Source organism: Novosphingobium sp., assembly GCF_041905565.1.
In the GTDB taxonomy this organism is placed as follows: domain Bacteria; phylum Pseudomonadota; class Alphaproteobacteria; order Sphingomonadales; family Sphingomonadaceae; genus Novosphingobium.
On sequence record NZ_JAYRKX010000002.1, the window covers coordinates 233,833 to 258,479 of the forward strand.

The window sequence follows — 24,647 nt, forward strand, 5'->3', positions numbered from 1 at the left end:
TCCAAAATCCTAGAAAATATCGGGGTTGTCCTGAATCGTGTTCCCGGCGTCCGCCGCGAGCCGATAGACCACCTCCTGCTTGATGTTGATGTTCAGCTCGATCACGATCGGCTTGTCCGGCGCATTAACCGAAATGCACCCGCCCAGCGCCATCGTGCCGCCCACCAACAGTCCCAGCGCGCTCACGCCTCGCCGGGTCGGCCACCGTTTCCCACGCTTGCTCCTGTCCATCGGACCGGTTGTCGCAATGTGGGCGCGGTTGGTCAATTGCGGGTTCTTCATGGCCCATTCCTGCTGTCTGGAGGCTGAATGACGCCCGGCTTGGCGGCCGGCGCTGGTGCGGGAACCGGCGCAGCGGCACCGGGCACCAGCCCGAGCGAGCGCGGATCGCGCACATAGGTATCGTCGTACAGCGATTTGAACGAAGTGACGAGGCGCTGGAACGGCGCCTTGATGTTGATGTTGAACTGGATCGGCAGCCCGGCCAGGCGGCGGGTCAGGAAATTCTTCTTTGCCGTTTCGCCCTGGCGCACCCCGTCGATCTTGAGGCGGGTGATGATGTCGCCGTCCAGCGCGCCGTCCAGCCCGATCTGCATCCGCCGGAAATCAAGCGAACGCAGCGTCTGGAAGGCGAAATTGCCCATCGCCGACAGGTCCTTGTAGGTCAGCTCGCCAACATAGGAAATATTGCCGCCCGGCGGGCGCGACACCAGCAGGCCGCCGCGAATCCAGCCGCCCTCCTCGTCGAACACCAGCGGCAACTCGCCATCGAAATAGCCGCTGGCCGCCAGGTTGCCGAGTTGCAGCCGTTCCACGAACAAGGCGGCGCTGATCCCCGTGACTTTCAGCGTGAAACGCCGCACTTCCGAAGCGCCCAGCACCATGCGGGTGGGCTGCAATTGCAGCGTGCCATCGATGAACGGCCAGTGCGCGCCGTTGACCTGGAGCACGTGGCCGGGTTGCAGCGCGAAGGAAACCTCGCCGTCGAACACTTCGATCCCCGGGTTGATCGACGCGATCTTGAGCCGCTGGTCGGGCGCGGTGACCAGCCCCAGCAGATCGTCGAACACCACCGTGCCCGATACTCCTTCGACCGGGCCGAAAGCGGCGGCGAAGTCCAGCTTGTCGGTGCTGAACCGGCCGGTGCTGGTGACGTCCTGCGGGTTCCAGTCGATTCGCCCGGTCCCGGTCAGGGTGCCGCGGGCATTCGCGATCACCCCCAGCGCGAGGTAGCTCAGCGTGTCGGGCTGGACGCGCTTGTCGAACAGCAGGCCCGGCACGGCGAGGTCGGCGCTGCCGGTGCCGCTGTTCAGATCGTGCCGGATGGCCGCTGTCGCCACCTCGCGGTCGCTCAAGGGTTCGCGCAGCAGGGCCTCGGCGGTGATGCGGTTGTCTTTCAGCACCAGCGCGGCATCGCGGGCGATCAGCGGGCGGAAACGCTCATCCTTTTCCCGGTCTTCCAGGCGGAAGGCGGTGTTGGCGATGGTCAGCACGCCATCGGCGAGGCGCCAGTCGCCATCGGCAGCGAAAATGTCGAGCGGGACGGCATCCAGCCTTACATCGGTGCCGGTGAAATGCCCGGTCACGTCCGCGCCGATCTGCGCGGTCAGGTTGGACAGGGTAAAGCGGTTGGCGGATCCGGGCGCGCCCAGTTCCACCCCCACCTGCTGCGCGGCCAGCGTGCCGGGAATCGCAAAACCGATCGGGCCGCTGGCGAGGCGAATCGGCGTGCTGCCCAGCCGTCCGCTGGCCTGAAGGGAGGGTGCGCCGGCCGCCAGCCGCGTGCCGCGCGCGTCGCTGCGCAGGATCGCCCCTTCCGGCCCCGGGCACAGCGTGACCGTGCGCGAATCGAGCGTGACGTTGAACAGGCTGAGCGAGCGGAACGCGAACGGCGTGCAGCGCCGCAGCGCCGACAGCCCCCGCGCGGCTGACCAGTTGCCTTCCAGCGGCAGTTGCAGCTGGTCGGCCCGCCCGCCCGGCAAGGCCCCGCTGGCCGTGGCCCGCCCCGAAAAGCCGAGCGTGCCCTGCGGCGACAGCGCCATGGTCAGCCCGGACAGGGCGAGCGCGGCATCCCCGGCGCGGTATTCAGGCATGGTGAAGCGGGCCAGCACCTGCCCGCTTGGCTGGCGTTCAATCCGCCCGGTCAGGCGCGGCAGGCCGGCGCCGCCGGTCACCACGTTGCCCGAGATGTGCGGCCCGCGCTTGCCCCCCAGCGCCAGTTGCAGCTGGGACACTGCCAGCACATTCGCACCAGACGTGCCGCGCAGCGTGCCGCGCGGCACGACCAGGCTGGTCAGCGCGCCGGTGCGGCGCAGGACATAGGCGGCCTGCAGGCGGCTGCCCCGCCCTTCGCGTGCCAGCCCCTGGCGAATCGCCCCGATCAGCGGCGCGGCGAGCGTTTCGCCGAGCGAGCGTTGCGCCTGCGTCAGGCTGGCGTCGAGCGCCTGGCCGGGCTGGACCTGACTGCCGCCGATCGTTCCTTCGGCGTCGATCGCCGCGAAGCTGTCGCGTGAGCGCAGCATGCCATCCAGCGTCACGGTCCCGGCCTGCACCGCGCCGCCCAGGTCATTGCCGGACAGCTTGTAACTGGCGGTCAGATTGCCGCCCTTCAGCGTGAAATCGCCCTGCCCGCCAAGCCGCGCGAGCGACTGGCCGGCCGCGCGCGCGGCCCCGGTGGACAGCGCCGCCTTGCCGCTGAAACTGTCGAACGCCGCGCTGCTGCGCGCATCGAGCTGCACCGCCGCATCGCGCAGCGCCAGGTCCGGACAGGCGAGCCGCGCCGCGCGCAGCGGCCCGGTGAACTGCGGCGCGCCGCCGCTAGTGGCCAGCTTGCCGTACAGCGTCGCCCCCTCGGCCGAGCAGGCTCCGAAGCGGGCGCGCGGCAGGACGGCGGCGGCGATCCCGGCAAAACCGCTTTTCAGGTTGCCGCTGCCGTCGGCCTTGACCCCGGCCACGCCCAGCGGCGTTTCGATCCGCGCCCGGCCATCGCGCAGCACCAGTTCCATGTCGGGCAGGCCGGAAGGCCCCTCGGCCTGCGCGCCCAGCACCGTATCGAGCGTGCCGAAGTTGAACTTGCCGTCCCGATATGCGCCGAAGAGCCGCGGCTTGACCAGGGTGACGCGGCCCAGCGTTGGCACGCCGAGCGTGAGGACGATGTCCACTTCCACCCGCTCGGCGGTAAAATCGGGACGTTTGGGGTCGCCGATCACGACATCGCGCAGCACGTGATGGCGCACGCCGACCGATTCGATCGTGTAAGTGCCGGGCAGCTTGTACTTTTCCAGCTGACTGACGATCACCTTGTCGGCAATCATCTCGCGGCTCAGCCACAGGCCGCCCAGCGCCAGCGCCGACACGCCCAGCACCAGTCCCAGCACGGTCCAATTGCGCCGGGGCTTGCGCGCCTCGGGTTCATCGGGTGCAGGTTCGGGCGCAAGATCAGGGGGTTCGGGCGCGGCCTCGTCCATGCGCTCATGCTTGCGCGTTCGCGCCGGGAAAGGCAATGCTGCATCGGCGAATGGCGCTGGCTACAGGAAGGATGCGCGTGGCCGACAGCGAAGACCAGGTCCACCACGGCGCCGGCCACCGCGCCCGGCTGCGCGCGCGGCTGCTGCACGGCGGGGGCGAGGCGCTGGCCAATTACGAAGTGCTGGAATACCTGTTGATGACCGCGATCCCGCGCCGCGACGTCAAGCCGCTGGCGAAAAGCCTGATCACCCGCTTCGGCAACCTGGCCGGGGTGTTCAACGCCGATCCCGCCGCGCTGGCCAATCACCCCGGCATGGGCGAAACCAGCGCCGCCGCGCTGAAAGTGGTGGCGCTGGCCGCGCGGCGCATGGCGCGCACGGGGGTGCAGGAACAGCCGGTGCTGGGCACTGGCAGGCGCTGCTCGATTACCTGACGATCGACATGGCGCACCTCAACCACGAACGGGTGCGGGTGCTATACCTCGACACGCGCAACCGCTTGATCCTGGACCACCTGATCAGCGAAGGCAGCATCGATGAAGCCGCGATCCACCCGCGCGAAGTGGTCCGCAAGGCACTCGACAGCGGCGCCAGCGCGCTGATCCTGGTCCACAACCACCCCTCCGGCTCGCCCGAGCCAAGCCGCGCCGACGTGCAGATCACCCAGCGCATTGCCGAGGCCGGGCGGCTGCTGGGCATCGTCGTCCACGATCACGTGATCATCGGCCGGCAGGGCCATGTCAGCCTGAAGGCCAAGGGGCTGATCTGACATGTGCGTTGCCGCCATCGCCTGGCATGCGGATTCCCGCTGGCGGCTTATCGCGATCGGCAACCGCGACGAATATCATACCCGCCCCACCGCGCCGCTGGGACAGTGGGACAACGGGATCATCGCCGGGCGCGATCTGGCGGCGGGCGGGACCTGGCTCGGCCTGCATCCGGCCGGACGGTTCGCGCTGGTCACCAACTACCGGGTCGATGGCTATCCCCGGCCCGAACTCGCTTCGCGCGGGGGACTGGTCACGGACTGGCTGCTGAACGAAGCACTGGGCGATACGGCGGCGATGAACCCGTTCAATCTGTTTGTCGCCAGCGGCGCGCAGGCTTGGCTTTACAGCAATTATCCCGCGCCCTTGGCCCGGCTGCTGGCGCCCGGCATTCACGGCCTGTCCAATGGCGCGCTGGACCGGCCCTGGCGCAAGACGCTCAGCCTGGAATCCGCCTTGTCAGCCTGGCTGGCGCAGGACAGCGCTGATCCCGCCGCGTTATTCTTGGCCCTGGCTGACCGCGAACTCGACCCCACCCCGCCGCCTAACGGGCCGAGGCCGGACTTTTCAGGCGTGTTCATTGCCGATCCGGTTTACGGCACGCGGGCTTCAACCGTGGTGCTGATCGATCACGCCGGACGCGGCACGATCATCGAACGCCGCTTCGCCGCCGAGGGCAAGCCGGCCGGGGAAAGCACGCTGGCTTTCACCTGGCCGGCCTGAGCCTTACTCGGTCAGCCCTTCCCAGGCCTGCTTGAGCCGGTCGAAAAAGCCTTTCGACTGGGGGCATTCCTCGCCGGTTTCGGTTTCCTGCAACTCGCGCAGCAGTTCCTTCTGGCGGGCGGTCAGCTTGATCGGGGTTTCGACCATGATTTCGATCACGAGGTCGCCCCGGCCCCGGCCCTGCAGCACCGGCATGCCGACGCCGCGCTTGCGCAGCTGCTTGCCCGACTGGATCCCGGCCGGGATCGTCACCGTGTTCACTTCGCCGTCGAGGCCCGGAATCTCGATTTCCCCACCCAGCGCCGCCGTGGTGAAAGTGATCGGCACGCGGGTGATCAGCGTGGTCCCGTCGCGGTCGAACACCGGATGGCGGCGGATGTGGATGAAGATGTAGAGATCGCCCGCCGGCGCGCCGAACGGCCCGGCCTCGCCCTTGCCGGGCAGGCGGATGCGGGTGCCGGTATCGACCCCGGGCGGAATGTCGACCTGCTGGGTGACCGGCTGGTCGACCCGGCCTTCGCCACGGCACGCGCGGCACGGCTTTTCGATCACCTCGCCCCGGCCGTGGCAGGTCGGGCAGGTGCGCTCGACCATGAAGAAGCCTTGCTGGGCCCGGACCTGGCCGTGGCCGCCGCACAGGTTGCAGCGCCGCGTGCCGGTGCCCGGCTCCGCGCCCGAACCGTCGCACGGCTCGCACCGGCTGCTGACCTCGATGTCGACTTCGGTCTGCTTGCCATGGAACGCCTCTTCCAGCGTGATTTCCATGTCATAGCGCAGGTCGGCGCCGCGCCGCGCCTGCTGGCGCCCGCCGCCACCGCCACCGCCAAAGGCGCTGCCGAAGATCGTTTCGAAAATGTCGCCCAGGTCGGAAAAGCCGCCGCCCATCCCGCCGGGTCCGCCGGGGCCGCCCCCGCCGCTCATCCCGTTCTTGTAGGCTTCGTGCCCGAAGCGGTCATAGGCCGCGCGCTTCTGCGGATCCTTGAGGCATTCGTACGCCTCGCTGATCGCCTTGAATTTCGCTTCCGCGTCGGCATCGCCCTGGTTGCGGTCCGGGTGCCATTTCATCGCCAGCTTGCGATAGCTGGACTTGAGCACGCCTTCATCCGCGTCGCGGCTGACTTCAAGCAGTTCGTAATAGTCGAGTTCGGCTGACATGTGGCCCCCTCAGGAAAGCGGGCCCGCCGCCGCGCGGCAAGCGCGGCGACAGGCCCCTTTCATCTGCCTGATCAGCCCTTGTTCTCGTCGACTTCCGAGAACTCGGCGTCGACCACGTCGTCGTCCCCGGCGGGCTTGTCGGCCCCCGGCGAGGCTGCGGCGGCCTGTTCCTTTTCATAGATCGCCTGGCCCATCTTCATGGCCTTTTCGGTCAGGGCCTGGGTCTTGGCAGTCATTTCAGCGGGATCGCCGCCTTCGATCGCGGTCTTGGCTTCGGCAATGGCGGCCTCGATCTCGGACTTGAGGTCCGCGTCGATCTTGTCGCCATGCTCGGCCAGCTGCTGTTCGGTGGCATGGACCAGGCTGTCGGCGTTGTTGCGGGCTTCCGCCGTTTCACGCCGCTTCTTGTCTTCCTCGGCGAACTTTTCGGCGTCCTTGACCATCTGTTCGATGTCGTTGTCCGAAAGGCCGCCCGACGCCTGGATCTTGATCTGCTGTTCCTTGCCGGTGCCCTTGTCCTTCGCGCTGACGTTCACGATGCCGTTGGCGTCGATGTCGAAAGTCACCTCGATCTGCGGCACGCCGCGCCGGGCGGCGGGAATGCCGACCAGGTCGAACTGGCCAAGGATCTTGTTGTCCGCGGCCATCTCGCGTTCACCCTGGAACACGCGGATCGTCACCGCCTGCTGGTTGTCCTCGGCGGTCGAGAACACCTGGCTCTTCTTGGTGGGGATCGTGGTGTTGCGATCAATCATGCGGGTGAACACGCCGCCCAGCGTTTCGATGCCGAGCGAGAGCGGGGTCACGTCGAGCAGCAGCACGTCCTTGACGTCGCCCTGCAGTACGCCCGCCTGGATCGCCGCGCCCATGGCGACGACTTCGTCCGGGTTCACGCCGGTGTGCGGTTCCTTGCCGAAGAATTCCTTCACCACTTCGCGCACGCGCGGCATGCGGGTCATCCCGCCGACCAGCACCACGTCATCGATGTCGGAAGCCTTCAGGCCGGCATCGGCCAGCGCCTTCTTCATCGGTTCCTTGGTGCGCTCGATCAGGTTCGCAACCATCTTTTCAAGGTCGGCGCGGGTGATCGTTTCGACCAGGTGCAGCGGGGTGGTCGCGCCGCCTTCCATGCGGGCGGTGATGAAGGGCAGATTGATTTCGGTGGTCTGCGCGCTCGACAGTTCGATCTTGGCCTTTTCGGCGGCTTCCTTGAGCCGCTGCAGCGCCAGCTTGTCGGTGCGAAGGTCCATGCCCTCCTTCTTCTTGAACTGATCGGCCAGCCATTCGACCACCTGGGTGTCGAAGTCTTCGCCGCCCAGGAAGGTGTCGCCGTTGGTGCTCTTCACTTCGAACACGCCGTCGCCGATCTCGAGGATCGAAACGTCGAACGTGCCGCCGCCAAGGTCATAGACCGCAATGGTCTTGCCGTCGTTCTTCTCAAGGCCATAGGCCAGTGCCGCCGCGGTCGGCTCGTTGATGATGCGCAGCACTTCAAGGCCCGCGATCTGGCCGGCATCCTTGGTTGCCTGGCGCTGCGCGTCGTTGAAGTAGGCCGGCACGGTGATCACCGCCTGAGTGACGGTTTCACCCAGATAGCTTTCCGCCGTTTCCTTCATCTTCTGCAGGGTGAAGGCGCTGATCTGGCTGGGCGAATAGTCTTCGCCGCCGGCCTGGACCCAGGCGTCACCGTTCTTGCCCTTGACGATGTGGTAAGGGACCAATTCGGTGTCCTTCTTGGTCACCGGATCGTCAAAGCGGCGGCCGATCAGGCGCTTCACCGCGAAAATCGTGTTGTCACCATTGGTCACCGCCTGGCGCTTGGCCGGCTGGCCGATCAGCCGTTCACCGTCCTTGGTGAAGGCCACGATCGACGGGGTGGTGCGGGCCCCTTCCGAATTTTCGATGACCTTGGGCTTGCCGCCGTCCATCACCGCAACGCAGCTGTTGGTGGTGCCGAGGTCGATACCGATCACTTTACCCATAAATACCCATCCTTGGTCTTATGTGACGCCGCTTCGTAGGCCCCCCAGGTTCCCGGCAAGGCAGGTCGGCAGCTCTTGAACGGGGCCGATATAGGTGTGGTTTCGCTTGGCACAAGGCCCCTTGCCGATTAGGCGTAAAGGCAAGTTCGAACGCCCCGCAAAGGATTGAAAAATGATGCGCAAAGCCCTCACCGTTCTGGCCCCGCTGGCGCTCGGCCTGGCGCTGTCCGCCTGCCAGCAGGAAGCCAAGGCGCCCGAAGCTCCCGCCAGCACCGCGCCCGATGCCAAGCCCGGCGTTGCCGTGGCCGATGCGCGCCTGGTCCTGCCGGCGGTCAAGGGTAATCCGGGCGTCGCCTATTTCACCCTGGCCAATTCCGATACCAAGGCGGTGGCCCTGGCCGCCGTGGCGGTCGACGGCGTCGGCAAGGCCGAAATGCACCAGACCGTCGGCGGCAAGATGGGCCCGGTCGACCGGGTGGACATCGACCCCAACGCCAGTGTCAGCTTTGCGCCCGGCGGACTGCACGTGATGCTGTTCGACCTTGATCCCAAGCTGACCGCCGGATCGACCGCCGAATTGACCTTGATCTTCGCCGATGGCGACAAGCTGTCCACCCAGCTGCCGATCCAGGCTGCCGGCGAGGCGGCGATGAGCGGCATGGACCACGGGTCGGGCCACTGAGCGAGAGCTGCCCCGCCGGCGGGGAACGCGCGCTGACCGCGGGTGAAGCGGCGTTGGTCCGCTCGGTCTTCGGCGCGGCCGTCGATTGCCGCGAGGTGCGCGTCCGCCGCCGCAAGTGGTGGTGGCTGCACCCCCGCCACGTCACCATGGCGCCGTGGGGGCACATCCACTTCCACCCCGAATCCGGCAGCTACTGCGACGATTTCTCAGCCGCCCGGATCGAGCTCCAAGCGCACTTCATCCACGAGATGACCCACGTCTGGCAGGCCCAGACCCGCGGCCGCTGGTGGGTGGTGCTGCGCGGCATGTGGGACCGCCAATACAGCTATCGCCTGCGCGAGGGCTGGCCGCTGGAGCGTTACGGGCTGGAGCAGCAGGCGGAAATCGTCGCCCACACTTTTCTCTATCGACGCGGCTCAAACCCTCGCACGGCTGCCAGTGCGGCTGAGCTTGAGCGGATCGTGCGCTTCGTCTGAACGATCAGGGGTAGGCAACCCCCGGCAGCCCCTGACCGCCATCGGCGATGAAGGCGTCGATGCGCTCTTCCAGTGTCGGCAACGGGACCGAGCCGAGCGAGAGCACGACATCGTGGAACTTGCGAATGTCGAACTTTGGCCCCAGCGCCTGTTCCGCCTTGGCGCGGACGCGGCGGATCGTCAGTTCGCCCAGCTTGTAGGCCAGCGCCTGCCCCGGCCAGCTGATATAGCGATCAACCTCGGTATTGACCTCGCGCGTGGAAAGCGCGGTGCGACTGGCGAGGTAATCGACCGCCTGCTGGCGACTCCAGCCATAGTGATGGATCCCGGTATCGACCACCAGCCGCACGGCGCGCCACATCTCGTAGCTCAGCTTGCCGAAGCGCTCGTAGGGGGTGCGATAGATCCCCATCTCCTCGCCGAGATACTCGGTGTAAAGGCCCCAGCCCTCACCAAAGCCCGAGAAATAAGTCTGTCGGCGGAATTTCGGCAGCGCCTGCTGTTCCAGCGCCAGCGCGCCCTGGAAGCTGTGGCCGGGCGCGCATTCGTGCAGGGTCAGCGCCGGGATATTATAGAGCGGGCGCGACGGCAGGTCATAAGTGTTCATCTGGCACGCCTCGAGCCCGCCCCGGCCCGCGGTGTAGAACGGCGCGATCGCCGGATCGACCGGGCGGATCGTGTAGCGATAGCGCGGCAGCAGTCCGAAATAGTCCTTGAGCCGTCCGTCCACCCGCTTGGCGACATAGGCCGACACGCCCAGCAGCTCGTCCGGGCTGCGCGCCACGAACTGCGGATCGGTGCGCAGGAACTGGATGAATTCGGCCAGACTGCCCTTGAACCCGGCCTGTTCGCGGACCTTGTCCATTTCGGCGGTGATCCGCGCCACCTCGTCAAGGCCGATCTGGTGGATCTGTTCGGCGGTCAGATCGGTCGTGGTATACTCGCGGATCTGCTGCGCGTAATAAGCCGCTCCGTCCGGCAGCTGGCTGGCGGCGAGCGAAGTGCGGGTGCCGGGCAGGTATTCATCGCGGTAGAAGGCCAGGAATCGCGCGAAAGCCGGAGTGACGGCCTCGCTGATGGCAGCGCGGGCCTGGGCCTTGAGCGCAGCCTGCTCAGCCGCCGGAATCCGTTCCGGCATCTTGGCAAGAGCGCCCCAGAACGGGCTTTTCTCAGGATCATCGACCACGAAAGCGGCGATCGACACATCGCGCCCATCCAGGCTGGCACGCGGCACCGAAAACCCCCGCGCCAGCCCAGCGCGGGCATTGGCCGTATGTTCCGCGAAATAGCGCGGCAGATCGTTCATCCGGGCGATGTAGCGGCGGTAATCCTCGGCCGTGGCCAGCGGTTCGCGCGCGGGCAGATAGCTCCAGAAATTGCTGTCGCTATCGAACGGCATTTCCCAGCGGCGGAACCGCGCGCTTTCGATCCCTTCGCGCAGCAGGGTGCGCAGGACGCTGGCGTTGATCCGGCCCGCCGGGCTCAGCCGCTTGGCATCGATCGCATCAAGCCGCGCCAGCCAGGCCTGCTCCCGCTTTGCCGCCGCCAGGTTGCTGGCCGGCGTGGCCGAAGGCAGGCGGTCGCCCGGCCGGGTGGTGCCGTCGCTCAGCTCGATCTCGCCGTAATGCTCCAGCGCAGAGCGGTAATAGGCATCGCTGATGGCCTGCAATTGCAAGTCGGCGTTGCCGCGCGCCTGGGCAGGCTGAAGGGAAACCAGGGCCAGCGGGATCGCCAGCCAGAAGCGCGCGATCCTCATGCCCTGCCCCCCAAATCCTGCGTCAGTCCGGCTTCTTGGCAACCGCGACCATCGCGGGGCGCAGCAGGCGGTCCTTGATCATGTAACCGGCCTGAAGTTCCTGCACGATCACGCCGGCTTCAACCTCGGCGCTCGGCACTTCGAGCATGGCCTGGTGCTGGTTCGGATCCAGCGGCAGGCCCTTGGCGGCGATGCGGCTGATGCCGTGCAGGCCGAACACCTTGTCAATCTCACGCGCGGTCGCCTCGATCCCGGTCACAAGGCTCTTCAGGCGATCATCTTCGCGCAGGTCCGCGGGAATGGCGTCAAGCGCGCGGCCCAGGTTATCGGCCACCGAGAGGATGTCGCGGGCGAAGCCGGTCGCGGCATAGGCGCGGGCATCGGCAATGTCCTTTTCCAGGCGGCGACGCACGTTCTGCGTCTCGGCCTTGGCATAGAGCACTTCCTGCCGGGCGACTTCCAGATCCTCGCGCAGCCGGTCGAGCGATTCGCCCAGCTTGTCGGTTTCCTTGTCCAGCAGTTCATCGGGAACGCCCGCCAGTTCGGCTTCGACCGCCGGGTCGCCCTGCGGTTTGCTATCGTCGCTCATCTTGTCAAAAAACCTGTCTAACCGATCAATTTGCCCAGCGATTGGGCGGTGAAATCCACCATGGGGACGACCCGCGCATAATTCAACCGCGTCGGGCCGATAACCCCCACCACGCCGACTACGCGCCCATCCCGGTCACGATAGGGCGAGGCGATCACGGACGAGCCCGATAGCGCGAACAGGCGATTCTCGGAACCGATGAAAATGCGGGTCGCCTCGGCCTCGCGCGCGGCATCGAGCAGGTCGGCAACCGACTGCTTGTTTTCCAGGTCATCCAGCAGCAGCCGCACCCGTTCCAGATCGGTCAGGGTCGATTCGTCGAGCAGGTGCGCCGCGCCGCGCACGATCAGCACCGGGCGCCGCGCCGCATCCTCGCTCCACACTGCCAGCCCGCGCTGGACCAGGTCCGCGCTGGCCGCGTCGAGCGCGGAGCGGCCCGAGGCAATCTCGTTGCGGATCGCCGCCACCGCCTCGCCCAGGGTGCGCCCGGCAAGCCGCGCGGTGATATAATTGCTGGCCTGCTCCAGCGCGCTCGCCGGCAGGCCCAGCGGAATGGCGACCACGCGGTTCTCGATTGCCCCATCCGCACCAACCATCACCGCCAGCGCCCGGTCCGGGGCCAGCGGTACCAGTTGCAGCTGCGCCAGGCGCGGTTCGCGGCGCGGCACCATCACCACCCCAGCGCAGGCCGACAGGTCGGACAGGACCGCGCTGGTCGCCGCCAGCGCCGCCTCGATCGGGCCGGGCTGCGCCACCTGCCGTTCGATCGCGGCGCGTTCCTCTGCCGTGGGTTCGGCGACCTGCATCATCCCGTCGACGAACAGACGCAGCCCCTGTTCGGTCGGCAGCCGCCCGGCGCTGGTGTGCGGCGCGGCCAGCAAGCCCAGCATTTCCAGTTCGTGCAGCACCGAACGGATCGAAGCCGGTGACAGGTTCAGCCCTCCTGCCCCGGCCAGGGTTTTCGAGCCCACCGGCTGCCCGCTCGTCAGGTAGCCCTCCACCACCAAACGGAAGATATCGCGGGCGCGGCTGGTCAGTTCGGTGATCGGTTGGCTGGTCATCTCGCCGCACAATTTAAGCCGCACTCTTGCAGGCTCAAGCCCATTGCGCCTAACGCACGCGCGAAACAACCTTGAGGACTTACCCATGCGACCTTCCGGCCGCGCGCCCGACGAGATGCGCACGATCAGCTTCGAACCCCACTACACAAAGCACGCCGAAGGTTCGGTGCTGGTCAGCTTCGGCCACACCAAGGTGATCTGCACCGCCTCGGTCGAGGAACGCCTGCCGCCGTGGCTGCGCGGCAAGGGCGAAGGCTGGGTGACGGCGGAATATTCGATGCTGCCGCGCGCCACCCACACCCGCGGCAGCCGCGAGGCGGCCAAGGGCAAGCAGAGCGGGCGCACCCAGGAAATCCAGCGCCTGATCGGGCGCTCCTTGCGCGCCGTGGTCGACCTCAAGAAGCTGGGCGAACGCCAGATCACCCTCGATTGCGACGTGATCCAGGCCGATGGCGGCACCCGCACCGCCTCGATCAGCGGCGCCTGGGTGGCGCTGCGCATCGCGGTGGACAAACTGATGGCCGCGGGCGCGATCCAGGAAGACCCGCTGACCCGCAAAGTTGCCGCCGTCAGCTGCGGCATTTTCAACGGCACCCCGGTGCTCGACCTGGACTATGATGAGGACAGCTCGGCTGATGCCGACGCCAACTTCGTGCTGATCGAAGGCGGCCAGATCGCCGAAGTCCAGGCCACCGCCGAAGGCGCGACCTATGACGAGGAAGCGCTGCTGCGCCTGCTGCGCCTGGCGCGGATCGGCTGCGACCGCATCTTCACCGCCCAGGGCGAGGCTGTGGGCAAGTGACCCGCAGGCTCGGCGCCGAAACCCTGGTGATTGCCACGCACAACGCCGGCAAGCTCAAGGAGATTGCGGCGCTGCTGGCCCCTTACCGCCTCAGCTGCATCAGCGCGGCGTCGCTGGGGCTGGATGAACCGGCCGAAACCGGCAAGACCTTTGTCGAAAACGCGCTGATCAAGGCGCGGGCGGCAGCGCAGGCTTCGGGCCTGCCCGCGCTCGCCGACGATTCGGGGCTGTGCGTCGATGCGCTGGGCGGACGCCCCGGGGTCTATACCGCCGACTGGGCCGAACGGCAGTGGTTCGAAGGCCCTGCCGGGCGCGACTGGTACATGGCGATGGGCAAGGTCGAAGGGCTGCTGTGCGAGCAAGGGCCGGATGCCGACCGTTCGTGCCACTTTGCCTGCGTACTGGCGATTGCCTGGCCGGACGGCGACAGCGCGGTCTACGAAGGCCGCGCGCAGGGCACGCTGACCTGGCCGCCGCGCGGCAAACTGGGTTTCGGCTATGACCCGGTGTTCGTGCCGCTGGGCGAGAGCCGCACCTTCGCCGAACACCAACCGGACGAGAAGCACGCAATCAGCCACCGCGCCGATGCCTTTGCCAAGCTGGTCGCGGAGCAGTTTGGCTAGTCTCGGTCAATCGTCATTGCGAGCGCAGCGAAGCAATCCAGAGTTTCGCATACACCCCTAGATTGCTTCGCTGCGCTCGCAATGACGGCTGGAATGGTGCTAGGAGCGGCCCATGGCCCGCGCGCTTTACATCCATTGGCCGTTCTGCCTCGCCAAGTGTCCCTATTGCGACTTCAACAGCCATGTCCGCGACCGCGTGGACCAGGACCTGTGGCTGAACGCGCTGCTGCGGGACTTGCGCCACGAGGCGGAACTGGCGGGCGGCGAGAAACTGGACAGCGTGTTCTTCGGCGGCGGCACCCCCAGCCTGATGCCCCCGGCCACGGTCGCGCGCTTGCTAGAGGAGGCGGAACACCTGTGGGGCTTTGCCGAGGGCGTGGAAATCACACTGGAAGGCAACCCCAGCTCGGTCGAGGCCGCGAACTATGCCGCGCTCGCCAGTGCCGGCGTCAACCGAGTGTCGCTGGGTCTGCAGGCGCTGCATGACGAGACGCTCGATTTCCTGGGGCGGATCCACGATGCGGATGAAGGGCTGGCAGCGCTCGACGTGGCGCAGCGGCATTTTGCGCGGGTCAGCTTCGACCTGATCTATGCCCTGCCCGGCCAGACCGCCGAGCAATGGCGCGCCGACCTGCTGCGCGCGATTGGTCTGGGGACTACGCACCTCTCGCTCTACCAGTTGACGATCGAGCCGGGGACGCGATTTGAAACCATGGTCCGGCGCGGGCACTTTACGCCGCTGGATGATGACGCCGCCGCCGACCTGTTCGCCCTGACGCGCGAGATTACCGCCAGCCTGGGCCTGCCCGCCTACGAGATCAGCAACCACGCCATGCCGGGCGAGGAAAGCCGCCATAACCTGACCTATTGGCGTTATCAGGACTATTGCGGGATCGGCCCCGGCGCGCATGGCCGGCGCGGCGGCATGGCGACAGTGCGCCACAAGAAGCCCGAGAACTGGCTCGCCGCACTCGATGCACAACGCCACGGCATTGCCGATGAGCGCGCACTGGGCGCGGCCGAACAGGCGAGCGAGGCGATGCTGATGGGCCTGCGCCTGCGCGAAGGGGTGGACCTGACCGCCCTCGCCGCGCGGTTCGGCCTTGCTCCCGAAGCCCTCTGCGATGCCGACAAGCTGGAGTTCTACACCCGGCAGGGCCTGTGCTGGAGCGGCGACGGACGGATCGGGGTGAGCGATGCGGGCATGCCGCTGCTCGACGGCCTGCTGGCCGAACTGGTCCCGGCGGACCTGGTCGCGGCGTGACCCGGGCCGACCTGCTCGAAGCCTGGCATGCCCACCTGGCGCAAGGGCGCCGCCGCTCGCCCCACACGGTCCGCGCCTATGTCGCCACGGCAGCGCGGCTGCTCGACGAGGTGGGCGAGATGGATTGGCCCGCCCTCGCCCGGATCGAAGCCCCGGCGCTGCGCGCGCAGCTGGCGCGGCGGCGCGGGGCGGACGGGATCGGCAACGCCAGCGCCGCGCGGGAGCTATCGGCGCTGAAAGCCTTCATCCGCTTCGCCCGCGAACAGGCCGGGCTGGCCGATCCCGCTCCGCCCCGGATGCGCGGCCCCCGCGTCAAGAAGGGCCTGCCCCGCCCGGTCACTCCGGACGAGGCGGTGAACCTGGCGGTGACGGTAGACGAGGACGCGAGCGAGCCGTGGATCGGCGCGCGCGACCGCGCGGTCCTGCTGCTGCTTTACGGTGCGGGCCTGCGCATTGCCGAAGCGCTGTCGCTGCCCGGCGGGGCGCTGCCGCTGGGCGAAACGCTGGTCGTCACCGGCAAGGGCGGCAAGCAGCGCATGGTCCCGCTGCTGCCGATCGTGCGCGAGGCGGTGGCGGACTATGCCGCGAAGTGCCCCTGGCCGCTGACCAAGAATGAAGCCCTGTTTCGCGGCGCCAAGGGCGGGCCCCTGTCGCAAGGCATGGTGCAGAAGGCGATGGCCCGGGCGCGGGTTGCGCTGGGGCTTCCGGCCACGGCCACCCCGCACGCGCTGCGCCATTCCTTTGCCACGCACCTGCTGGGCGCGGGGGCGGACCTGCGCAGCTTGCAGGAACTGCTCGGCCACGCCAGTCTGGGTTCGACCCAGATCTATACCAAGGTGGATGCCGCCGTGCTGCTCGACGTCTATCGCCACGCCCACCCGCGCGAGCGTTAGCCCTCGTCCTTCCAGCGCACCACGCGCCACAGCCAGACCGCGACAGCCAGCAGGACCATCGCCGCGGTTGCCGGGCCGATCACCCCGTCCATCGCCTCCATGTAACCGGCCAACCAGTGCCCGCCGACGATCAGCAACGAGTTCCACACCAGGGTGCCGGCAAAGGTAAACACCAGGAACCGCCCGCGCGGCATGTGGGTCAGCCCGGCGGGAAGCGAGATCAGCGTGCGCAGGAACGGCGAGAAGCGCAGGAAGAATACCACCCATTGCCCGTGCCGCTGGAAGAACGCGGTGGAGCGTTCGACGTCCTGCCAGGTCATGGTCAGCCAGCGGCCCCAGCGGTGCACCAGCGGCTCCAGCCGACGATAGCCAAGCCGGTCCCCGACCGCAAACCACACATAATTGCCCAGCGTCGATCCCACACTGCCGACCAGCAGCAAGGGCCAGAACTCCATCGAACCACGCGCCACGGCAATCCCGCCCACGCCCATGATTACTTCGCTGGGGATTGGCGGAAACACGTTCTCCACCACCATCAGCACGAAAATGCCAAGGTAGCCGCCCTGTTCGATCAGGCGGATGATCAACTCGTCCATGGCAGGGCCTTCAGCGACGCATCGCCGCCAGTCGCCGTTCAATCGCGTCCCAGATCAGGCCCGGGGTGTCGGTGCCGTTGAACCGGTCGATCGCCTGGATTCCGGTCGGGCTGGTGACGTTGATTTCGGTCAGCCACTGGCCGCCGATCACGTCGATCCCGACGAACACCAGCCCGCGCTCCTTCAGCGCCGGGCCAAGCGCCGCGCAGATTTCCTCCTCGCGCGGCGTCAGCGTGGTCGCTTCGGCCGAGCCGCCAGCGGCCAGGTTCGAGCGGAATTCACCCGCGCCGGGGCGGCGGTTGATCGCGCCGGCGATTTCGCCGTCGACCAGCACGATGCGTTTGTCCCCCAACGCGATGTCAGGCAGAAACGGCTGGAACATGTGCGGTTCGACCCAGGCGTTGTCGAACAATTCGATCAGCGCGCCCAGGTTGCTGCCATCCGCCGGAATGCGGACCACGGCTTTGCCGCCGTTGCCGTGCAGCGGCTTCATCACCAGGTCGCCGGGGTGGCGGGCATGGAATTCGCGCACGTCCTCGGCCCGGCGGGCAATCAGCGTGGGCGGCATGTAGTGCGCGAAATCGAGCACGAAGACCTTTTCCGGCGCGTTGCGCACACTGGCCGGATCGTTGACGACCAGAGTCTGCCCCTCCAGCCGCTCAAGCAGGAAGGTTGCCGTGATGTAGGACAGGTCGAACGGCGGATCCTGGCGCATCAGCACCACGTCCACGTCCTTGACGAGGTCGATCTTGCGGCGCTCCTGCGCGCTGAAGTGGTTGCCGACCTCGCGCCGCACTTCGACCGGAGCGGCCCACGCGGTGAGCCGGCCTTCATCGAGCGCGAGCGACTTCACGTCATAATGCATCACGGAATAGCCGCGCTGCTGCGCCTTTTCCATCAGCGCAAAGCTGGAATCGCCAGCGATCTTGATCGTTTCCAGCGGGTCCATCTGGACAGCTACGCGCAGGGTCATGGGGCAATCGGCTCCGTTCAGGCCAGAGAGGCGTTGGGGATATGGCGGGGCCAGCGCCCCGGCGCAAGCAGCAGCACGTCGATCCGCATGTCATCGCCCGCGCGAACATAGCGCGGAGCCAGCGCTTCGGCGGCGGCGATCACGCGGCGCAGGCGGTAGGGATCGATCGCCCGGTCACGTTCCGCCGCAGAGGCGCGCCACTTCACTTCGACAAAGACGACGGTTCGCCCGCGCCGCGCCACCAGGTCGACCTCGCCGCGCGGGGTCTTGACCCGCCGGGCCAGCACCCGCCAGCCGGTGAGGCGCAGATACCACGCGGCCAGCCATTCGCCGCGCCGCCCCCGCGCCTCGCGTTCGGCGCGGGTGGTCACTTCAGTTCCAGCGCCCGCGCGTAGAGCGACTTGCGGTCCTGCCCGGTGATCCGCGCCACTTCCGCCGCCGCCTGCGAGGCTTTGGAAGTCTTGAGCGCGGCGAGCAGCAGCGCATCAATGTCGTGGTCCTGCGCCTGCGCCTCGCCCGGCGGGCCAATGACCAGCACGATCTCGCCCTTGGGTGGGTGGGCAGCGTAATGGGCGATCAGGTCTGCCGGAGAGCCGGTGCGGCATTCCTCGAACCGCTTGGTCAGCTCGCGCGCCACGGCCACTTCGCGGCCGGGCAGCACTTCGGCAATGGCGGCCAGCGCATCGGCCAGGCGCGGGGCGGTCTCATAGAACACCAGCGTTGCCCGCACGCCGCCCAGTTCGGCCAGCACTTCGGCGCGGGCCTTGGCCTTGTTCGGCAGGAACCCGGCAAACAGGAAGCGGTCGCTGGGCAGGCCCGCCAGGGTCAGCGCGACCACCGCCGCGCTTGGCCCGGGAATGCTGACCACGGGGATACCCGCCGCCTTCGCATCGCGGACCAGGCGGTAGCCGGGATCGGAAATCAGCGGCGTGCCGGCATCGCTGACCAGCGCCACCGGCTCCTGCGCGGCCATGCTGAGCACATGAGCGCGGGTTTCCTCGCTTGCGTGATCGTCATAGCGGATCATCCGCCGCTTGATCCCCAGGTGCTGGAGCAGCTTGCCGGTAACCCGCGTATCTTCGCAGGCTATCGCAGCCACGGCACCGAGTACCGCTGTGGCACGCATTGAAATATCGCCAAGATTGCCAATCGGCGTGGCGACAATATAGAGGCCCGGAGCAAGCGGCGTTTCCATGGGATCACCCTTTGGACCGCCGGAGAGGGAGCAGCAAGCCATGTTCGAAGGTCGCATCGACAGGCGCAAGCTGGCCACGCTGGGCGTCGTCGTCCTGCTGGCCGGGTGCAAGGTCATTCCAAAGGGCGTGCCCGAGGCGCCGCCGCCCGCCCCGCCCCCGCCGAGCGATGCCCTGCCGGCCGACCAGGCGCGCCACCGCGTCGCGCTGCTGGTGCCGCTGACCGGGCCGAACGCCGCCGTGGGCCAGTCGATCGCCAATGCGACGACCATGGCGCTGCTCGATACCAACGCCAAGAACCTGCGCATCACCAGCTATGACATTGCTGGCGGCCCGGCTGCCGCCGCGACCAAGGCGATCCAGGAAGGCAACCGCCTGATCCTGGGCCCGATCCAGGCTGAGGACGTGCCGCCCATCGCCACCATCGCCCGCGCCGCCAAGGTGCCGCTGGTGACCTATACCGGCAGCACCGGCGTCGCCGCGCGCGATGTCTTCGTGATGTCGACGGTGCCCGAAGCCTCGCTGGCACGGACGGTGAAGTATGCCGCCAGCACCGGTTCGAAGCGGTTCGCGCTGCTGGCCCCCAAGGGCGAATACGGTCAGCGCGCCGCTGCCGCCTATGCCGAAGCGGTCAAGGCCGCCGGGGGCACGCTGGTCCAGACCCAGACCTATGACCGCTCGAACACCTCGGTGATCAGCGCGGCGCAGCGGCTCAAGGCGAAGGGCGGCTTCGATGCCGTGCTGCTGGCCGACAATGCCCGCTTCGCCGTGCAGGCCGCCGCCCAGCTCAAGGCCCCCGGCGCAGCCCTGCCCCGCCTGCTGGGGCCGGAGCTGTGGAACGGCGAAGCCACCGTCTACAGCAGCCCGGCAATGCGCGGGGCGCTGTTTTCGGCGATTTCCGATGGGCGGTTCAAGACTTTCGCGGAAAGCTACAAGACCCGCTTCGGCGTGGCGCCCTATCGCCTGTCGACCATGGGTTATGACAGCGTCCTGCTGTCGATCCGGATCGCGCGAGACTGGCAGCCGGGCACGCAGTTTCCGATTGCGCGGATCACCGACAGTGGCGGGTTCCTCGGGATCGACGGGCCGTTCCGCTTCGGCGCCGACGGGGTGATCGACCGCGCGCTGGAAGTGCGTCAGGTCCAGGCCAAGGGGGTGGCTATTGTCAGCCCCGCGCCGGATCGCTTCACGGACTGACGATAACCGCGCAGCGGCGCTTGCCTGCCGGATTCCCGGTGTTCTATAGGCGTTCCCATGGCCGACGACCTGTTCGACAAGCTGCCCAGCGCGGGCGGCGAAAGCTATGACGGTTCCGCGATCGAAGTGCTGGAGGGGCTTGAGCCTGTCCGGCGGCGCCCCGGCATGTATATCGGCGGGACGGATGAACGCGCGTTCCACCACCTCGCCGCCGAAGTGCTCGACAATGCGATGGACGAAGCGGTGGCCGGCCACGCCAACCGGATCGAGGTTACACTCGAAGAAGGCAACCGCCTGACCATCACCGACAATGGTCGCGGCATCCCGGTGGACGAACACCCCAAGTATCCGGGCAAGTCGGCGCTGGAAGTGATCCTGACCACGCTGCATTCGGGCGGCAAGTTTTCGGGCAAGGCCTATGCCACCAGCGGCGGCCTGCACGGCGTGGGGGTCAGCGTGGTCAATGCGCTGTCCACCCTGACCCGGATCGAAGTGGCACGGAACAAGGAACTGTTCGCGCAGGAATTCTCGCGCGGCGCTCCGCTTGGCCCGTTGCAGCGCCTCGGCGGCACGCCCAACCGGCGCGGCACCTCGGTCAGCTTCATTCCCGATCCCGAGATTTTCGGCGAAGATGCGAAGTTCAAGCCGCTGCGGCTGTTCAAGCTGGTGCGGTCCAAGGCCTACCTGTTCGCGGGCGTCGAAATCCGCTGGAAATGCGCCCCCTCGCTTGCCAGCGAGGAGGTTCCGGCCGAAGCCGTGTTCCAGTTCCCTGGTGGTCTTGCCGATCACCTGAAGGAACAGATCGGCGCGCGAGAATGCGTCACCACGCAGTTCTTTTCTGGCAGCCAGGACTTTGCCGCGAACGACGCGGGTGAGGAACAGGGCCGGGTCGAATGGGCGATCGCCTGGCCGCTGTGGTCGGACGGGGCCTACAGCTTCTACTGCAACACCATTCCGACCCCCGATGGCGGCACGCACGAAGCCGGCCTGCGCGCCGCGCTGACCAAGGGGATCCGCGCCTTTGGCGAACTGGTCGGCCAGAAGAAGGCCAAGGACATCACGCCCGAGGACGTGATCACCGGCAGCGAAATCATGCTGTCGGTGTTTATCCGCGATCCCCAGTTCCAGAGCCAGACCAAGGACCGCCTGACCAGCCCGGAAGCCGCGCGCCTGGTTGAAAACGCGGTGCGCGACCACTTCGACCATTTCCTGTCCGAGAACTTGGACCGCGGCAAGGCGCTGCTGGGCCACGTGATGGAGCGGATGGACGAGCGCCTGCGCCGCAAGGCTGAGCGCGAGGTCAAGCGCAAGACCGCGACCAACGCCAAGAAGGTCCGCCTGCCCGGCAAGCTGACCGATTGCAGCGGCGAAGGCGAAGGCGAAACCGAGTTGTTCATCGTCGAAGGGGATTCGGCCGGTGGCAGCGCCAAGCAGGCGCGCGACCGCAAGACCCAGGCAATCCTGCCGATCCGCGGCAAGATCCTGAACGTCGCCAGCGCCACAGCGGACAAGATCCGCGCCAACACCGAAATCGCCGACCTGGGCCTGGCGCTGGGCTGCGGCACCCGCAAGGACTGCAACCCGGACAATCTGCGCTACGACCGCATCATTATCATGACCGATGCGGACGTCGACGGGGCGCACATCGCCACGCTGCTGATGACCTTCTTCTTCCAGGAAATGCCAGAAGTGGTGCGCAAGGGGCATCTCTATCTTGCCCAGCCGCCGCTCTACCGCCTGACCTGCGGCAAGGAGAGCGCCTATGCCCGTGACGACGCCCACCGCGCCGAGCTGGAAGCGACCAGGTTCAAGGGCAAGAAGGTCGATGTCGGCCGGTTCAAGGGCCTGGGAGAAATGAATCCGGGCCAGCTGCGCGAAACCACGATGGACCCCAAGACCCGCGGCCTGCTGCGCGTTACGCTGCCCCCCGAATACGAAGGCCGCGCGGCAGTGAAGGATCTGGTCGACCGGCTGATGGGCAAGGACCCGGCCCAGCGCTTCATGTTCATCCAGAACCGCGCCGGGGAACTCGACCCCGAAATGATTGATGCCTGAACCGCACTGATCCGCGCGCGGATGCGACGCGGATCAATGCCCCGGGGTGTGCTGGGTCAGCAGGGTCTGGATATTGTCCGCTTCCTCCCAGCGCTTGCGGGATTCGCTGAATAGCGTCCCGGTCGCCAGCAGCAGCGCGCGCAGCGGTTGCAGGTTGGCGAGCCGTTCGATCTGCATCTGGTTGCGCGGCGCAGGCGCAGGCCGGGCCGAATAGCGGCCGATCCCATCGCTCAGCCGATAGGCCTGCTCGGCCAGCACGTTCCATTCGGCAATCACGGCGGGATACTGGGCGTTCTTGTAGCGGGCGACCTTGCCCCAGTGTTCGTTCTCCTCGCGCCGGACGCAGACTTCGTCATCGCCGCAGGCTTCATCGCGCTTGCGCCAGGTCTCGGACAGGTCCTCGCCTGCCCGCTCCTCGACCAGGGCGCGGTCGCTTACCTGGAAGGCAAAGCGCCCCATCGCGCTGTTAACCGCCGCCACGCTGACCGGCGGCGCGGTCCCGCGCGGGCTGCGGCGGGCGCGGGCGGTCTCGCGGTCGTCGCCCGCGGTTCCGGGAGTGGCCATGTAACGGCGGCGGGCGGCCTCGAGCTGTTCCGCGGCAAGGGTCAACTCGCGCTGCACTGTCGCGGTGTCCGCCTCGTCAGTCAAGTAGTCGAGCCGTTCCTCGAAGCGGTTGATCCGTTCTTCCAGCCGTTCGATCCGCGGCCCCATGCCGCGCTCGAAACCGACCGCATCGTAGATCCGCGTGGGTGGTTGCGGGACCGCTTCGAGAATGTCGTGCAAGGTGCCCCAGTCAACCGCCGGCGGCGGCGCATCGGCGGCCATGGCCGCGCCGCCATGGGCCAGTGCCAGGCTGGCCGCAAACGTCCACAAGGCAATCCGCATAGTCCCCTCCATCGCTCGACTTGCGCGTCCTTGAACGTGCAGTAAGCTGGCAGGGTGAACCCGACATTGACCCTGCGCAATCGTTCATCGCGGCGACAGCAAGCGATGTTACGTTGTCACACGAAACGGGAGAGGGACCCAGCCATGCTACATCGTTCGATTGCGCTCACCCTGGCGGCCGCCGCTGTTGCCATGCCGGCCCTGGCCGAACCGGGCGTCACCATCACGATCTATGCCGACAACCAGGCGCTGGTGCAGGATACCCGGGCGATCACCTTTACCGGGCAGCGCCAGCGGGTCGAATTCAAGAACGTCTCGGCCCAGATCCGCCCCGAAACCGCCTCGCTTAACGCTGGCGACATGGCGATCATCGAACAGAACTTCGATTACGACCTGCTGAGCCCGGCCAAGATCATGGAAAACGCCGTGGGGCAAACCATTACCCTGGTCCGCACCAACCCGGCGACCGGCGCGGAAACGCGCGAGCAGGCGGTGGTTCTGGCGGCCAATGGCGGCGTTGTGCTGCAGATCGGGAGCCGCATCGAAGTGCTGCGCGACGATGGCCTGCCGGTGCGGGTGATCTTCGACAAGGTCCCGCCCAACATGCGCGCCGAACCCACTCTATCGATGCTGGTCCAGGGCACCGCCGGCACGCGCGAGGCATCGCTGCGCTATCTCACCCCGGGCCTGGGCTGGCGGGCGGACTATGTCGCCCTGTTCGACGAGGCCAAGGGCCAGATCGACGTCCAGGGCTGGGTCACGCTGACCAACAATTCCGGCACCACTTACGACAACGCGCAGACCGTGCTGGTGGCCGGCACCCCGCGCCTGCTCGGCCAGCGCAATTCGCCGCGCTACAACGGCGGGCTGGTCGAGGCCGGGACCGAGACGGGCAGCCGCGAACGGCTGGGCGACTATTACCTTTATCCGCTGGCTGAACGCACCACCATCGCCAACATGCAGACCAAGCAGGTCAGCTTCCTCGATGTTCACGGCGCGCCGGCCAGCCACGGTTACCAGGCCAGTTTCGGCTGGCTGCAGACCGCGGATCAGCCGATCAGTGCGGCAACGGTCTATCAGTTCAGCAACAGCGCCCAGGGCGGGCTGGGCGACCAGCTGCCCGCCGGGGTCGTGCGGTTCTATATCAAGGATTCGCGCGGCCAGGCGCAGTTCATCGGCGAACATGCGATCGGCCACACCCCGATGGGTTCGAAGCTGTCGATCAGCACCGGCGATGCCTTTGACGTGAAGGTCCAGCCGGTGGTCGAGGACCGTCAGCGCCTGTCCAGCAGCCGCTGGAAGACCACGATGCGCTATACGCTGTCGAATGCCCTGCCCAAGCCAGTGACCGTACGCGTGGTCCAGCGCGGGCTGTGGGGCGATACCAAGGTATCTGCCGAAAGCCGCAAGAGCGAGCGGCTCGACGCGGATTCGGTCGCCTGGAACGTGCCGGTTCCGGCCAATGGCAAGGTGGACCTGAACGCCACGTTCGATTCGCGCTACTGAGG

22 protein-coding genes and 1 pseudogene are annotated in these 24,647 nt (G+C 67.4%); 11 read left to right on the forward strand and 12 right to left on the reverse strand.

Going from position 1 to position 24,647, the window contains the following annotated elements; genetic code table 11:
* Positions 1 to 9: 9 nt before the first annotated feature.
* Both ACE3N9_RS02995 and ACE3N9_RS03000 read right to left on the reverse strand, forming a co-directional pair.
* Positions 10 to 282, reverse strand: coding sequence for a YnbE family lipoprotein (locus ACE3N9_RS02995; protein WP_374280720.1), 273 nt, complete (start codon positions 280 to 282; stop codon positions 10 to 12).
* Positions 279 to 3,467, reverse strand: a complete 3,189-nt coding sequence (locus ACE3N9_RS03000) for a YdbH domain-containing protein (RefSeq protein WP_374280722.1) — start codon at positions 3,465 to 3,467, stop codon at positions 279 to 281. The genes ACE3N9_RS02995 and ACE3N9_RS03000 overlap by 4 nt, the downstream gene beginning before the upstream one ends.
* Before the next feature lie 71 nt (positions 3,468 to 3,538).
* Between ACE3N9_RS03000 and radC the strand changes: the two are divergent.
* Positions 3,539 to 4,236, forward strand: a pseudogene (gene radC, locus ACE3N9_RS03005) (DNA repair protein RadC).
* A 1-nt stretch (position 4,237) separates the two neighbouring features.
* A complete protein-coding gene (locus ACE3N9_RS03010) occupies positions 4,238 to 4,957 on the forward strand; it encodes an NRDE family protein (RefSeq protein ID WP_374280724.1) in 720 nt (239 codons plus the stop codon).
* A 3-nt stretch (positions 4,958 to 4,960) separates the two neighbouring features.
* On the opposite strand, the gene dnaJ is transcribed toward ACE3N9_RS03010, so the two are convergent.
* Complete coding sequence (gene dnaJ, locus ACE3N9_RS03015) at positions 4,961 to 6,112, reverse strand: molecular chaperone DnaJ (protein ID WP_374280726.1); 1,152 nt, start codon at positions 6,110 to 6,112, stop codon at positions 4,961 to 4,963.
* 71 nt (positions 6,113 to 6,183) lie between these two features.
* Positions 6,184 to 8,094 carry a molecular chaperone DnaK gene (gene dnaK / locus ACE3N9_RS03020; RefSeq protein ID WP_374280728.1) on the reverse strand — a complete coding sequence of 637 codons (1,911 nt, stop codon included), beginning with the start codon at positions 8,092 to 8,094 and terminating at the stop codon, positions 6,184 to 6,186.
* Positions 8,095 to 8,266: 172 nt separating this feature from the next.
* Here dnaK and ACE3N9_RS03025 point away from each other — a divergent pair, with 172 nt between their 5' ends.
* Positions 8,267 to 8,776: a copper chaperone PCu(A)C gene (locus tag ACE3N9_RS03025; protein ID WP_374280730.1), complete on the forward strand. Its 510-nt coding sequence runs from the start codon at positions 8,267 to 8,269 to the stop codon at positions 8,774 to 8,776.
* A 53-nt stretch (positions 8,777 to 8,829) separates the two neighbouring features.
* Positions 8,830 to 9,252, forward strand: coding sequence for a vgr related protein (locus ACE3N9_RS03030; RefSeq protein ID WP_374280732.1), 423 nt, complete (start codon positions 8,830 to 8,832; stop codon positions 9,250 to 9,252).
* Between the two features lie 4 nt (positions 9,253 to 9,256).
* Here ACE3N9_RS03030 and ACE3N9_RS03035 read toward each other — a convergent pair whose 3' ends face one another.
* The 3 genes from ACE3N9_RS03035 to hrcA are packed head-to-tail and all read right to left on the reverse strand — an operon-like array spanning position 9,257 to position 12,658.
* Entirely contained in the window at positions 9,257 to 11,008 is a 1,752-nt protein-coding gene (locus ACE3N9_RS03035) for a DUF885 family protein (protein WP_374280733.1), read from the reverse strand.
* 22 nt (positions 11,009 to 11,030) lie between these two features.
* Positions 11,031 to 11,597, reverse strand: a complete 567-nt coding sequence (grpE, locus tag ACE3N9_RS03040; protein WP_374280735.1) for a nucleotide exchange factor GrpE — start codon at positions 11,595 to 11,597, stop codon at positions 11,031 to 11,033.
* 17 nt (positions 11,598 to 11,614) lie between these two features.
* Positions 11,615 to 12,658: a heat-inducible transcriptional repressor HrcA gene (gene hrcA, locus ACE3N9_RS03045; RefSeq protein WP_374280737.1), complete on the reverse strand. Its 1,044-nt coding sequence runs from the start codon at positions 12,656 to 12,658 to the stop codon at positions 11,615 to 11,617.
* Positions 12,659 to 12,743: 85 nt separating this feature from the next.
* On the opposite strand from hrcA, the gene rph reads away from it, so the two are divergent.
* The 4 genes from rph (at position 12,744) to ACE3N9_RS03065 (ending at position 16,240) form a co-directional block, all read left to right on the forward strand.
* Complete coding sequence (gene rph / locus ACE3N9_RS03050; protein WP_374280739.1) at positions 12,744 to 13,460, forward strand: ribonuclease PH; 717 nt, start codon at positions 12,744 to 12,746, stop codon at positions 13,458 to 13,460.
* Positions 13,457 to 14,083 carry an RdgB/HAM1 family non-canonical purine NTP pyrophosphatase gene (gene rdgB / locus ACE3N9_RS03055; protein ID WP_374280741.1) on the forward strand — a complete coding sequence of 209 codons (627 nt, stop codon included), beginning with the start codon at positions 13,457 to 13,459 and terminating at the stop codon, positions 14,081 to 14,083. The genes rph and rdgB overlap by 4 nt, the downstream gene beginning before the upstream one ends.
* A gap of 112 nt (positions 14,084 to 14,195) precedes the next feature.
* Positions 14,196 to 15,347, forward strand: coding sequence for a radical SAM family heme chaperone HemW (gene hemW, locus ACE3N9_RS03060; RefSeq protein ID WP_374280743.1), 1,152 nt, complete (start codon positions 14,196 to 14,198; stop codon positions 15,345 to 15,347).
* Entirely contained in the window at positions 15,344 to 16,240 is an 897-nt protein-coding gene (locus ACE3N9_RS03065; RefSeq protein WP_374280745.1) for a tyrosine recombinase XerC, read from the forward strand. The genes hemW and ACE3N9_RS03065 overlap by 4 nt, the downstream gene beginning before the upstream one ends.
* Here ACE3N9_RS03065 and ACE3N9_RS03070 read toward each other — a convergent pair.
* Genes ACE3N9_RS03070 through rsmI form a run of 4 tightly spaced genes read right to left on the reverse strand, consistent with a single transcriptional unit; the run spans position 16,237 to position 19,004 of the window.
* Positions 16,237 to 16,836, reverse strand: coding sequence for a DedA family protein (locus ACE3N9_RS03070; protein WP_374280746.1), 600 nt, complete (start codon positions 16,834 to 16,836; stop codon positions 16,237 to 16,239). The genes ACE3N9_RS03065 and ACE3N9_RS03070 overlap by 4 nt on opposite strands.
* Positions 16,837 to 16,846: 10 nt before the next feature.
* Positions 16,847 to 17,809 (reverse strand): glutathione synthase, encoded by a 963-nt coding sequence (gene gshB / locus ACE3N9_RS03075; RefSeq protein ID WP_374280748.1) that lies wholly within the window; start codon positions 17,807 to 17,809, stop codon positions 16,847 to 16,849.
* 17 nt (positions 17,810 to 17,826) lie between these two features.
* Positions 17,827 to 18,180 carry a YraN family protein gene (locus tag ACE3N9_RS03080; protein ID WP_374280750.1) on the reverse strand — a complete coding sequence of 118 codons (354 nt, stop codon included), beginning with the start codon at positions 18,178 to 18,180 and terminating at the stop codon, positions 17,827 to 17,829.
* A complete protein-coding gene (gene rsmI, locus ACE3N9_RS03085; RefSeq protein WP_374280752.1) occupies positions 18,177 to 19,004 on the reverse strand; it encodes a 16S rRNA (cytidine(1402)-2'-O)-methyltransferase in 828 nt (275 codons plus the stop codon). The genes ACE3N9_RS03080 and rsmI overlap by 4 nt, the downstream gene beginning before the upstream one ends.
* A 40-nt stretch (positions 19,005 to 19,044) precedes the next feature.
* On the opposite strand from rsmI, the gene ACE3N9_RS03090 reads away from it, so the two are divergent.
* Both ACE3N9_RS03090 and parE read left to right on the forward strand, forming a co-directional pair.
* Positions 19,045 to 20,199 carry a penicillin-binding protein activator gene (locus ACE3N9_RS03090; protein ID WP_374280754.1) on the forward strand — a complete coding sequence of 385 codons (1,155 nt, stop codon included), beginning with the start codon at positions 19,045 to 19,047 and terminating at the stop codon, positions 20,197 to 20,199.
* Positions 20,200 to 20,256: 57 nt separating this feature from the next.
* On the forward strand, positions 20,257 to 22,254 hold the full coding sequence (gene parE, locus ACE3N9_RS03095) for a DNA topoisomerase IV subunit B (protein ID WP_374280756.1): 1,998 nt from the start codon (positions 20,257 to 20,259) through the stop codon (positions 22,252 to 22,254).
* Positions 22,255 to 22,287: 33 nt separating this feature from the next.
* On the opposite strand, the gene ACE3N9_RS03100 is transcribed toward parE, so the two are convergent.
* Positions 22,288 to 23,139: a hypothetical protein gene (locus ACE3N9_RS03100; protein WP_374280758.1), complete on the reverse strand. Its 852-nt coding sequence runs from the start codon at positions 23,137 to 23,139 to the stop codon at positions 22,288 to 22,290.
* A 144-nt stretch (positions 23,140 to 23,283) separates the two neighbouring features.
* On the opposite strand from ACE3N9_RS03100, the gene ACE3N9_RS03105 reads away from it, so the two are divergent.
* The gene (locus ACE3N9_RS03105; protein WP_374280760.1) at positions 23,284 to 24,645 is read left to right on the forward strand and encodes a DUF4139 domain-containing protein; all 1,362 of its coding nucleotides are present in this window, start codon (positions 23,284 to 23,286) and stop codon (positions 24,643 to 24,645) included.
* Positions 24,646 to 24,647: the final 2 nt, after the last annotated feature.

Excerpts from the sequence above, each read along its gene's own strand:
- ACE3N9_RS02995 (WP_374280720.1), bottom strand. The coding sequence starts at position 282 with ATGAAGAACCCGCAATTGACCAACCGCGCCCACATTGCGACAACCGGT.
- ACE3N9_RS03000 (WP_374280722.1), bottom strand. The coding sequence starts at position 3,467 with ATGGACGAGGCCGCGCCCGAACCCCCTGATCTTGCGCCCGAACCTGCA.
- ACE3N9_RS03010 (WP_374280724.1), top strand. The coding sequence starts at position 4,238 with ATGTGCGTTGCCGCCATCGCCTGGCATGCGGATTCCCGCTGGCGGCTT.
- dnaJ (WP_374280726.1), bottom strand. The coding sequence starts at position 6,112 with ATGTCAGCCGAACTCGACTATTACGAACTGCTTGAAGTCAGCCGCGAC.
- dnaK (WP_374280728.1), bottom strand. The coding sequence starts at position 8,094 with ATGGGTAAAGTGATCGGTATCGACCTCGGCACCACCAACAGCTGCGTT.
- ACE3N9_RS03025 (WP_374280730.1), top strand. The coding sequence starts at position 8,267 with ATGATGCGCAAAGCCCTCACCGTTCTGGCCCCGCTGGCGCTCGGCCTG.
- ACE3N9_RS03035 (WP_374280733.1), bottom strand. The coding sequence starts at position 11,008 with ATGAGGATCGCGCGCTTCTGGCTGGCGATCCCGCTGGCCCTGGTTTCC.
- grpE (WP_374280735.1), bottom strand. The coding sequence starts at position 11,597 with ATGAGCGACGATAGCAAACCGCAGGGCGACCCGGCGGTCGAAGCCGAA.
- hrcA (WP_374280737.1), bottom strand. The coding sequence starts at position 12,658 with ATGACCAGCCAACCGATCACCGAACTGACCAGCCGCGCCCGCGATATC.
- rph (WP_374280739.1), top strand. The coding sequence starts at position 12,744 with ATGCGACCTTCCGGCCGCGCGCCCGACGAGATGCGCACGATCAGCTTC.
- hemW (WP_374280743.1), top strand. The coding sequence starts at position 14,196 with ATGGCCCGCGCGCTTTACATCCATTGGCCGTTCTGCCTCGCCAAGTGT.
- ACE3N9_RS03070 (WP_374280746.1), bottom strand. The coding sequence starts at position 16,836 with ATGGACGAGTTGATCATCCGCCTGATCGAACAGGGCGGCTACCTTGGC.
- gshB (WP_374280748.1), bottom strand. The coding sequence starts at position 17,809 with ATGACCCTGCGCGTAGCTGTCCAGATGGACCCGCTGGAAACGATCAAG.
- rsmI (WP_374280752.1), bottom strand. The coding sequence starts at position 19,004 with ATGGAAACGCCGCTTGCTCCGGGCCTCTATATTGTCGCCACGCCGATT.
- ACE3N9_RS03090 (WP_374280754.1), top strand. The coding sequence starts at position 19,045 with ATGTTCGAAGGTCGCATCGACAGGCGCAAGCTGGCCACGCTGGGCGTC.
- parE (WP_374280756.1), top strand. The coding sequence starts at position 20,257 with ATGGCCGACGACCTGTTCGACAAGCTGCCCAGCGCGGGCGGCGAAAGC.
- ACE3N9_RS03100 (WP_374280758.1), bottom strand. The coding sequence starts at position 23,139 with ATGCGGATTGCCTTGTGGACGTTTGCGGCCAGCCTGGCACTGGCCCAT.
- ACE3N9_RS03105 (WP_374280760.1), top strand. The coding sequence starts at position 23,284 with ATGCTACATCGTTCGATTGCGCTCACCCTGGCGGCCGCCGCTGTTGCC.